This is a genomic window from Marinilabilia sp., from assembly GCF_016278715.1.
Lineage (GTDB): Bacteria > Bacteroidota > Bacteroidia > Bacteroidales > Marinilabiliaceae > Marinilabilia.
In genome coordinates, this window is sequence record NZ_JADQBH010000323.1 from 1 (window position 1) to 9,040 (window position 9,040).

The 9,040-nt window shown below is 44.3% G+C and carries 8 protein-coding genes; 6 read left to right on the forward strand and 2 right to left on the reverse strand.

All coding sequences use genetic code 11. The features are described from left to right. Nucleotides 1-264 precede the first annotated feature (264 nt). The 6 genes from gnd (at nt 265) to QZZ43_RS19435 (ending at nt 7,093) form a co-directional block, all read left to right on the forward strand. On the forward strand, nt 265-1,719 hold the full coding sequence (gene gnd / locus QZZ43_RS19410; RefSeq protein WP_291862813.1) for a decarboxylating NADP(+)-dependent phosphogluconate dehydrogenase: 1,455 nt from the start codon (nt 265-267) through the stop codon (nt 1,717-1,719). A gap of 69 nt (nt 1,720-1,788) precedes the next feature. Then, entirely contained in the window at nt 1,789-2,895 is a 1,107-nt protein-coding gene (locus QZZ43_RS19415) for a TRAP transporter substrate-binding protein (protein WP_291862816.1), read from the forward strand. A 4-nt stretch (nt 2,896-2,899) separates the two neighbouring features. Further along, the gene (locus tag QZZ43_RS19420) at nt 2,900-3,385 is read left to right on the forward strand and encodes a TRAP transporter small permease (protein WP_291862819.1); all 486 of its coding nucleotides are present in this window, start codon (nt 2,900-2,902) and stop codon (nt 3,383-3,385) included. A gap of 4 nt (nt 3,386-3,389) precedes the next feature. Further along, complete coding sequence (locus QZZ43_RS19425; protein WP_291862822.1) at nt 3,390-4,694, forward strand: TRAP transporter large permease; 1,305 nt, start codon at nt 3,390-3,392, stop codon at nt 4,692-4,694. Nucleotides 4,695-4,784: 90 nt separating this feature from the next. Beyond that, the gene (locus QZZ43_RS19430; RefSeq protein WP_291862825.1) at nt 4,785-5,831 is read left to right on the forward strand and encodes a LacI family DNA-binding transcriptional regulator; all 1,047 of its coding nucleotides are present in this window, start codon (nt 4,785-4,787) and stop codon (nt 5,829-5,831) included. A gap of 11 nt (nt 5,832-5,842) precedes the next feature. Beyond that, a complete protein-coding gene (locus QZZ43_RS19435) occupies nt 5,843-7,093 on the forward strand; it encodes a tagaturonate epimerase family protein (protein WP_291862828.1) in 1,251 nt (416 codons plus the stop codon). 88 nt (nt 7,094-7,181) lie between these two features. On the opposite strand, the gene QZZ43_RS19440 is transcribed toward QZZ43_RS19435, so the two are convergent. Beyond that, on the reverse strand, nt 7,182-8,186 hold the full coding sequence (locus tag QZZ43_RS19440; RefSeq protein WP_291862830.1) for a family 43 glycosylhydrolase: 1,005 nt from the start codon (nt 8,184-8,186) through the stop codon (nt 7,182-7,184). Nucleotides 8,187-8,692: 506 nt separating this feature from the next. Further along, the coding region (locus tag QZZ43_RS19445) for a glycosyl hydrolase family 28 protein (RefSeq protein WP_291862833.1) at nt 8,693-9,040 on the reverse strand (348 nt) is incomplete at its 5' end.

Below are 9,040 nucleotides of genomic sequence, written 5' to 3' on the forward strand. Positions count from 1 at the left end.
CCCCTAAATCCCCCAAGGGGGACTTAAAAAGAGCTTCGGCACATAAAGATTAAGCCTGGTAGTTCTTAGCTCACCAACTAAAAACCAGGGCGCAGGACCAGGAGCAACAAAGCAAGGTTAAACTCTGTAATGCAGATACATAGAAAAAACCAGAACCCTGAAAGGGAGATAGCAGGAGGCGTGGAGCATAAAGCGTAAGGCGGTGGGTTTAGAGCAAAGGAAATTGAATATTCAACAAAAATAACAATACAAAAACATAGAACTATGAAGCAGTTATCAGACATTGGATTAATTGGTTTGGCCGTAATGGGAGAAAACCTGGTTCTCAATATGGAAAGCAAAGGCTTTCAGGTATCGGTTTTCAACCGAACCACCGAAAAAGTAGATGACTTTATTGAAGGTCGTGCCAAAGACAAAAACATCAGAGGCACACACACCCTTGAAGAGTTGGTGAAATCCCTGGAACGTCCCAGAAAAGTAATGATGATGATCAAGGCCGGACCGGCAGTTGACAAACTCATCGAAAGCCTTATTCCTTTGCTGGAGCCGGGGGATATTCTCATCGATGGCGGAAATACTCACTTTCCGGACACCACCCGCCGCACAGAATATGTAGAGAGCAAAGGACTTCTTTACATCGGGACCGGAGTTTCGGGCGGTGAAGAAGGCGCCTTACTGGGCCCCTCCATTATGCCAGGCGGCTCCCCCAAAGCCTGGGAAGCAGTAAAACCCATTTTCCAGTCGATCGCCGCCAAGGTAGAAGATGGAACACCCTGTTGTGACTGGGTAGGTGAAAAAGGCGCCGGCCATTTTGTGAAAATGGTACACAACGGCATTGAATACGGCGACATGCAGATTATTAATGAAGCCTATCACCTTATGAAAGAGTTGCTGGGTATGTCGGCCGACGAAATGCATGAAGTATTTAAAGAGTGGAACGAAGGCCCCCTTGATTCCTACCTCATTGAAATCACTCGCGACATTTTAGCATACAAAGATGAAGACGGAGAGCCACTGGTAGAGAAAATTCTCGACACAGCCGGACAAAAAGGAACCGGAAAATGGACAGGAATCTCCGCCCTTGATCTGGGCATTCCATTGACCCTCATCGGAGAAGCTGTTTTCTCACGCTGTCTTTCAGCCATAAAGGAAGAGCGTGTAGCCGCATCAAAAATATTGTCGGGCCCAAAACCTGAATTTACCGGTGATAAAAAAGCATTCCTGAAAGACCTTCACGATGCGGTGTATGCCTCAAAAATCATTTCTTATGCACAGGGTTATGCCCTGATGGCTGCAGCTGCCGAAGAGTACGGATGGAATCTCAACTATGGTGGCATTGCACTGATGTGGAGAGGTGGATGTATCATTCGCTCGGCTTTCCTGGCTAAGATCAAAGAGGCTTATGATACCAACCCCGACCTGACCAATTTACTGCTCGCCCCCTTCTTCAAAGATGTGGTGGAAAATGCTCAGGCTGGTTGGCGGAGAGTGGTCTCCAAAGCCATTGAAAACGGAGTTCCCACTCCGGCTTTTGCGACAGCATTGAATTACTACGACGGATACCGTCACGACCGTTTGCCGGCAAATTTACTGCAGGCGCAACGTGACTATTTTGGTGCCCATACTTATGAAAGAATAGATAAGCCAAGAGGTGAATTTTTCCACACCAACTGGACAGGACGAGGCGGAACTACCGCATCCTCAACATACAATGTGTAAATACCCGGTCCGTTCACTTCGAAAGGAGTGAGCGGACTTTTTATCCACCATTCACAACAACCTGATTTTATGATACCTGCTGATTACCCCAATGATATTTCCAGGAACAGGTATCTAAACAAAGACATTAATCTGATGATGAACAAACAAATCGTTGTTTCACTACTTGTGCTTCTATTTTTTGCCGGAGGATGTGGCTTAAAATCAGATGTCAAAGTACTGAAGCTGGGACACTCTCTTGACACCAAGCACTCGGTACACATCGCCATGGAATTTATGGCTGACCGATTGGAAGAGCTTTCGGATGGTAAGCTGAAAGTTGACATTTATCCCAATGGTGTTTTGGGATCGGAGCGGGAAAGCCTTGAGCTTCTTCAACTGGGGAGTCTTGACATCACCAAAGTATCTGCCGCCGCTCTTGAAGGATTCGTGGAAGAGTACAAAGTTTTTGGCCTCCCCTACATTTTTGCCGACCAGGAACATGCTTTTTCTATAATGGACGGTCCGGTAGGAAAAGAAATTCTTTCGAAAGGAGAAAAATTCTGGTTGCAGGGACTCTGCTTTTACGATGCCGGGGCCCGCAGTTTTTATTCTTCCCGTCCCATTCGCAAACCGGAAGACCTTTCGGGCCTCAAGATGAGGGTAATGCCCAGTATTACCTCTTTCGCAATGATCAGAGCAATGGGTGGCTCCCCCACGCCAATATCATGGGGTGAGTTATATACTGCCCTCCAGGGAAAAGTAGTGGATGGAGCGGAAAACAACCCACCCAGTTTTTATCTGTCGCACCATTACGAAGTATGTAACTACTATACCCTTAATGAGCATACCCGAATCCCCGATGTGCTTCTGATGAGCACCCATGCTCTGAAGAAACTCAACACGCAGGAGAAAGAATGGCTCATGCAGGCAGTTCAGGAATCTGTTGTAGTGCAGAGAAAAGAGTGGATGAAATCGGAAAAAGAGGCTCTGATAGAACTCGAAAAAGAAGGAGTCGAGATAATAACTCCGGATAAACAACCATTCAGAGAAGCCGTTCAAAGTGTCTATGACCTTTATCAAGACAACGAAGAGCTTTCCATCCTAATTGAGCGCATCAGGGCTGCAGAATTTCAAGTTGACAGCACCAGGGTAGTTCCTGAGAACACAGATATCGTTGATAAACAAAAGCAATAACAATATGCATCTGAGAGCAAAAATTGATAAAATACTGGAAGTCTTTCTGGTTGTATTGACAACTACCCTGGTAGTGGATGTTGTCTGGCAGGTGGCCAGTCGATACATCTTGTCCAATCCCAGCTCATTCACCGATGAGCTGGCGGTATTTCTGCTTATCTGGGTAGGAATGGCCGGGGCAGCCTATGTAAAAGGGAAAAATGAACATTTGGCAATAGACATTCTTCCGGACAAACTGAAACCAAAAAACAAAAACAGATTGTTGGTATTCATTAATTTTCTGATCATCGTCTTCTGTCTGACCATCATGGTTACAGGAGGAGCATGGCTTGTTTACACCCGCTTTCAAATGGGACAGGTCTCCTCAGCCCTGCAGGTTCCGCTGGGTTTTGTTTATTCCATTGTTCCCATCAGTGGTTTACTTATGATTTATTACTCCCTCGACGACATCCTGAATTTGATCAGTGCAAACAAAAAAATAAAACAGTAGTATCATGGAATTAGATATGTTGGGCATTATAGTCCTGGTCTCTTCATTTATATTTTTCCTGGTAATAGGTACTCCTATTGCCTACAGCATCGGGCTCTCAGCCATGGCCACCATGCTAGTAAGTTTCGATGTATTACCTGCCTTTTCCACGATGGCCCAACGAATGGCCACAGGCCTGGAGAGTTTTTCGCTTTTGGCCATTCCCTTTTTCATACTGGCAGGACAATTAATGAACTCCGGAGGAATTGCCATGCGGCTTATTGAGTTTGCAAAAGTTTTGGTAGGTCGTCTTCCCGGAGGATTGGCTTTGGTAAATGTCACTGCCAATATGCTTTTTGGCGCCATTTCAGGGTCTGCTGCAGCCTCCGCTTCTGCCATCGGCACTATAATGGGTCCCCGTATGGAAGAAGAAGGATATGACAAAAATTTCTCTGCGGCCATCAACGTAACATCAGCCACCACAGGATTGTCAATCCCTCCCAGTAACATTCTTATTGTTTATGCACTAGCCAGTGGAGGCACCTCCATTGCTGCGTTATTCCTGGCTGGTTATGTCCCCGGTATATTAACAGGTCTGGCTATCATGCTGGTGGGTTCGGTTTATGCGTACAGAAAGAAATATCCCGTGGGCGATAAGATTCCATTCAAACAGGGAGTTAAGAAGTTTCTGGATGCTATTCCCAGTTTAATGATGCTGGTAGTAGTGATAGGTGGTATTATTGCCGGAATTTTTACGGCAACCGAAGCTGCTGCAATTGCAGTGGTTTATAGTCTGATTCTGGCCCTCCTCTACAAAGAAATTACCGCAAAACACTTACCTGCCATTATTATCAACACAGTACGTACAGCGGGTATGGTATTATTGCTCATCGCAGCATCAATTGGTCTGTCGTGGGTGATGTCGTTCGAAAACATCCCTGAAACTGTAAGTAATGCATTGCTTTCACTTTCATCAGATCCGTTTGTGATTCTGCTGATAATTAACCTGGCATTACTTGCAGTAGGTATATTCATGGACATGACACCCGCTGTACTGATATTTACACCCATATTCCTGCCCATTGTAACCACCCAATTGGGCCTCGACCCCATTCATTTTGGGATCATTATGATTCTGAACCTGAATGTGGGTCTCGTAACCCCACCGGTGGGTGCAGTACTGTTTATCGGATGCAGTGTAGCCAAACTTAAAATACAGGATCTGGTAAAACCCCTGATTCCATTTTACATCGCTATGTTTGTGGTGCTTCTTTTGGTAACATTCATTCCGGAAATTTCACTTTGGGTACCCCAATTTTTCGGTTATTAATAAGATAAAGATGTGACAAATGCCAGCTTGGCATTTGTCACTCTATTTCACAGCAATGCCAAAAGGCAAAGAATACGATAATCCAAACAGATGAAACCAGTCCGCATAAAAGACATCGCCCAAAAGGCAAACGTTTCCATAGGCACCGTCGATCGGGTATTACACAACCGGGGGGAGGTGGCAAAAAAAACGAAACAAAAAATACTGGACATCGCAAAAGAGATGGATTATCAGCCCAACATTGTTGCACAGGCTTTAACAACCCGGAAAACCTACAAATTTTCCGTGCTGATTCCCAAAGGAGGTGATGACAATGTTTATTGGCTGGCACATCCCAAAGGCATTGAAAAAGCCATACACGATCTTCACCCCTTTTCCCTTGATATTGATTATTGCCTGTTTGAACTGCACAATGAAGCCGATTTCATAGAAAAAACCCGGGGTATTTTGAAAAATCCACCGGATGGTGTCATCATGGCCCCTATTCTGAAAAAAGAGGCCATCAGGTTTTGTGAAGACCTTGACAAAGAGAAAGTCCCCTATATTTTCATAGATACCTTCATCGACAACACCAATTGCATTGCCTTCATCGGGGAAGATGCTTTTCAGGGGGGACGGGTGGCAGCAAGCCTCATCGACTTTGGGCTGAAACCCGAAAAGGATATACTGATTGTTAACCTTGCCAAAGACCTTGAGAACACACAGCACCTCAACCGCAGAAATCAGGGTTTTCTGAGTTACTTTCTGGATGCAGGAAAAAACAGCGGGATGAAAATTACAGTCGAAATACCCACCACCGAGCAGGATACCGTTGAGGCAAAAATGGACCAGATTCTTCAACAAAATCCTAATATCGGAGCTGTTCTTGTATCCAGTGCAAAAACACATGTTATTGCACGATATCTGGAGAAAAAAAGAATAGAGGCCATTCTGGTGGGTTACGAAATGACGCGGAAAAACACAGATTTTTTAAAAAAAGGCATCATTCATTTCCTGATTGGCCAGAAGCCCATGGAACAATCGGAAAAGGCAGTTAAGCGTCTTTTCGAATACCTGACCACCCACAACATCACCATGAAACATGAGTTTCAGCCTGTTGAAATTATCAATACCGAAACAATTACTATGAACCAATAAAAAATTCAGTCATGAAAAAACTATCCAAGTACTCATTTGGCATGGGCGACCGTTTTGCCCATCAAGCCGGATGGCAGTTAAAAACCATACTGGAAGCCGAAAAAAAGGGAATTGAAATTACTCCCGTGTGGAACAAATCGAACCGTGAACACACCACCATTGGCAGTGAGCCCAAAGACACACTTGCCGCTGCTGAAAAAAGCATTAAAGAGGCCGGTTACAACAAACAATGGTTTATTGATGCCGACCATGTGAATCTGGACACCGTTGATCGGTTTCTGAGCAGCTCAAACTTCTTCACCATCGATGTGGCTTCCTATATCGGACAAAAGAGTGAAGCCAAAGAAGAAGAGGATTTTATCGGGAAAATGAGACCATTCATCGGCAATATTGAAGTCCCGGGATTAAAAACCGCCTTTAATATTACCGAAGATATGCTCCGGCACGTCGCAGATCAGTATTTGTATGCCGCCCAAATGGCAGGGGAAACCTACAAACGGATTGAAACAGAAAAAGGCAAAGGCAATTTCATCACAGAAGTATCCATGGATGAAGTCCCCATCCCACAGACCCCGGTAGAACTGTTCTTTATTCTGGCGATGCTTGCTCACTACAATGTGCCGGCACAGACCATAGCCCCAAAATTCACCGGGCGGTTCAACAAAGGAGTAGATTATGTAGGCGATGTCAATGCCTTTAACACCGAGTATGAAGCAAATCTGATGGTCATCGACTTTGCCATTCAGCAGTTTGGACTTCCAGAAGAATTAAAACTGAGTATTCACTCGGGCTCTGACAAATTCTCCATCTATCCCATTATCAAACAGTTATCAAAGAAACACAATAAAGGTTTTCACCTGAAAACAGCCGGAACTACCTGGCTTGAAGAGGTTATTGGACTCGCTCTGGCTGGAGGTGAAGCTTTGGTATTTGTAAAAAATCTATACTCCCGGGCATTAACCGATGTAAAAAAGCTTTGTGCCCCTTATGCCGATGTCATCGATATTGACGAAAACAAACTCCCCTCAGCCATGGAAGTGCAGGGCTGGACGGGCGAAGAGTTTGCCCATGCGCTGAGACATATCCCCGGGCATCCGCAATACAACTCCAACCTTCGTCAGCTGGTGCATGTGGGCTACAAACTGGCAGCTGAGAGAATTGACCAATACAATATGCTACTGGAGAAACATGCTGATATTGTAGGCAAATGTGTATTTGAAAATCTTTATGAGCGCCATGCCAAAAGATTGTTTGTTGATTAGTAATAAATAAACCTTTTTGATAATGAAGAAAGGGCTGCTCCATTGTGGGGGCAGCCCTTTCTTCATTATCACACATTTATTAAACGAATCAATCTCCCTTATGCTGCATAAAATCTGGGAACCCGCTATCTGTCCATTTTACCACTCGTGCACGTGTAGCCCGGTTGGGATCATTCAGGGCCTCTCCTTCTATTTCCTTGTAATCCCGCGCATGGTATATCATTACAACCGTTTCCCCGTCTTCTGCAATTGTGAAGGAGTTGTGACCGGGCCCAAACCTTTTTAGTTCTGCATTGGAACAAAAAACAGGGGCTGGAGACTTATGCCAGTTGTTCACATCCAGCAGGTCTTTATCTTCATCAATCCACAGCAGTCCCAAACTGTAATAATGGTTGGTTGCAGAAGCAGAATAGGTAACAAATATCTTTCCATTACGTTTTAGTACTGCCGCACCTTCATTCACTCTGTGCTTCAGCTGTTCCCAGCTAAATTCAGGTGTTGTAATAACGACTTCGTTACCCTTTAGGGTAGTTGGGTTCTCCATTTCGGAAAGCACCAGACCAGTTCCATGCCCATCTTTCAGTACATTCTGGGCCCAAATCATATAGTTCTTCCCGTTGTGCTCAAAAACAGTGGCATCCAGCGAAAATGAATCGTGCTCCGTCTCAATTCGTCCTTCCTCGACCCACTCCCCTTCCATCGGGTCTTCCGAAGAATTAGACAACGCGTACATCCTGATGTTCCAGACATTTTCGGACTCTCCGGCAGCAAAGTAAATATACCACTTCCCGTGGATCTGATGCAATTCGGGAGCCCAGATATGACTTGCCATCACGCCTGTTTCATGCTTACGCCACACCGTTTTTTCTTCAGCATCCTTGAGGCCGTTGATGTTCGTTGCCTTCCGAATAACGATGCGATCATATTCCGGCACTGTAGCTATTAAATAGTAGGATCCATCGTCGGCTTTATAAACCCATGGGTCAGCACGCTTTTCAGCAATGGGGTTGTCGAATGTTGGCTCTTGCGAGAAAATAGTGGCGGAAAAGACAAAAGTCATGGTTCCCACCAAAAATAAACTAAACAATTTCATAATTAAGTATTAAAAAAATGCCGGCCCTGAACTTTGTGGTCGTGCTGAAAGAACCAGACGTCCTAAACTTATTTCATTACAACCCCATTTTATCTTCCCCTGAAAATTTCCGGTCATTAAACAGACCCAAAATTCGGAATTTCCTGGAAAACATCCCGGCGTTTTTAAAGTTTATTTAAGCTTTCGTCAACGGCTGACATCTTGTTAGACAAGTATTGACTTATGCAAGTTTAAGTCCGGAAGCCTTCATTCATGAGGACATTAATTTATTTTAGGGGGATAAATGTTTCCAGCAGGAGATAAAAAGTCTGGCTTCACTTTTTTCTTTTGAGCAAATCCGCATCAACAAACTCATAATGAACACCCTGAATTCGCAAAAGCCTTAATGCCCTGTGAGGTGTAAACTTTACGATATAAAGTGGATTTTTTGGTAACACTGAATAATTTAATGACAAAAGGTCCGAAAGGTGTTAACCTTACAGACCTTTTTTTTAATAGCAAAACAATTATTTGGCCCATGAAGGCGGACCGGCCATACCGCCAATAGAAACATCTTCCATCACAATGTCTTTCGCATTTTTCAAATCCAAAGCAACATCTGCTTTTTCAATGGTCACATTGCTGAAAAAGATATCATGCACTTTCAGTTCAGGAAACCCGTGAACCACAATACCGGCAGCAGAGGCTTCCCGACAATATACATTATTCACATAAATATTGTGAATATGTGTCACGTGTCCTTCTCCCTCCTGATGATAAAAAGAGGTAATAAAAAATGCATCCTCCACATCCTGTAGCTTCACATCATTGAAATGAATATTTGATATTTCCCCTCCCCTGTCGGGATTGGATTT

Bases quoted from the DNA above. Each gene is read 5' to 3' on its own strand.
- gnd (WP_291862813.1), top strand. From the start codon at position 265: ATGAAGCAGTTATCAGACATTGGATTAATTGGTTTGGCCGTAATGGGA.
- QZZ43_RS19415 (WP_291862816.1), top strand. From the start codon at position 1,789: ATGATACCTGCTGATTACCCCAATGATATTTCCAGGAACAGGTATCTA.
- QZZ43_RS19420 (WP_291862819.1), top strand. From the start codon at position 2,900: ATGCATCTGAGAGCAAAAATTGATAAAATACTGGAAGTCTTTCTGGTT.
- QZZ43_RS19425 (WP_291862822.1), top strand. From the start codon at position 3,390: ATGGAATTAGATATGTTGGGCATTATAGTCCTGGTCTCTTCATTTATA.
- QZZ43_RS19430 (WP_291862825.1), top strand. From the start codon at position 4,785: ATGAAACCAGTCCGCATAAAAGACATCGCCCAAAAGGCAAACGTTTCC.
- QZZ43_RS19435 (WP_291862828.1), top strand. From the start codon at position 5,843: ATGAAAAAACTATCCAAGTACTCATTTGGCATGGGCGACCGTTTTGCC.
- QZZ43_RS19440 (WP_291862830.1), bottom strand. From the start codon at position 8,186: ATGAAATTGTTTAGTTTATTTTTGGTGGGAACCATGACTTTTGTCTTT.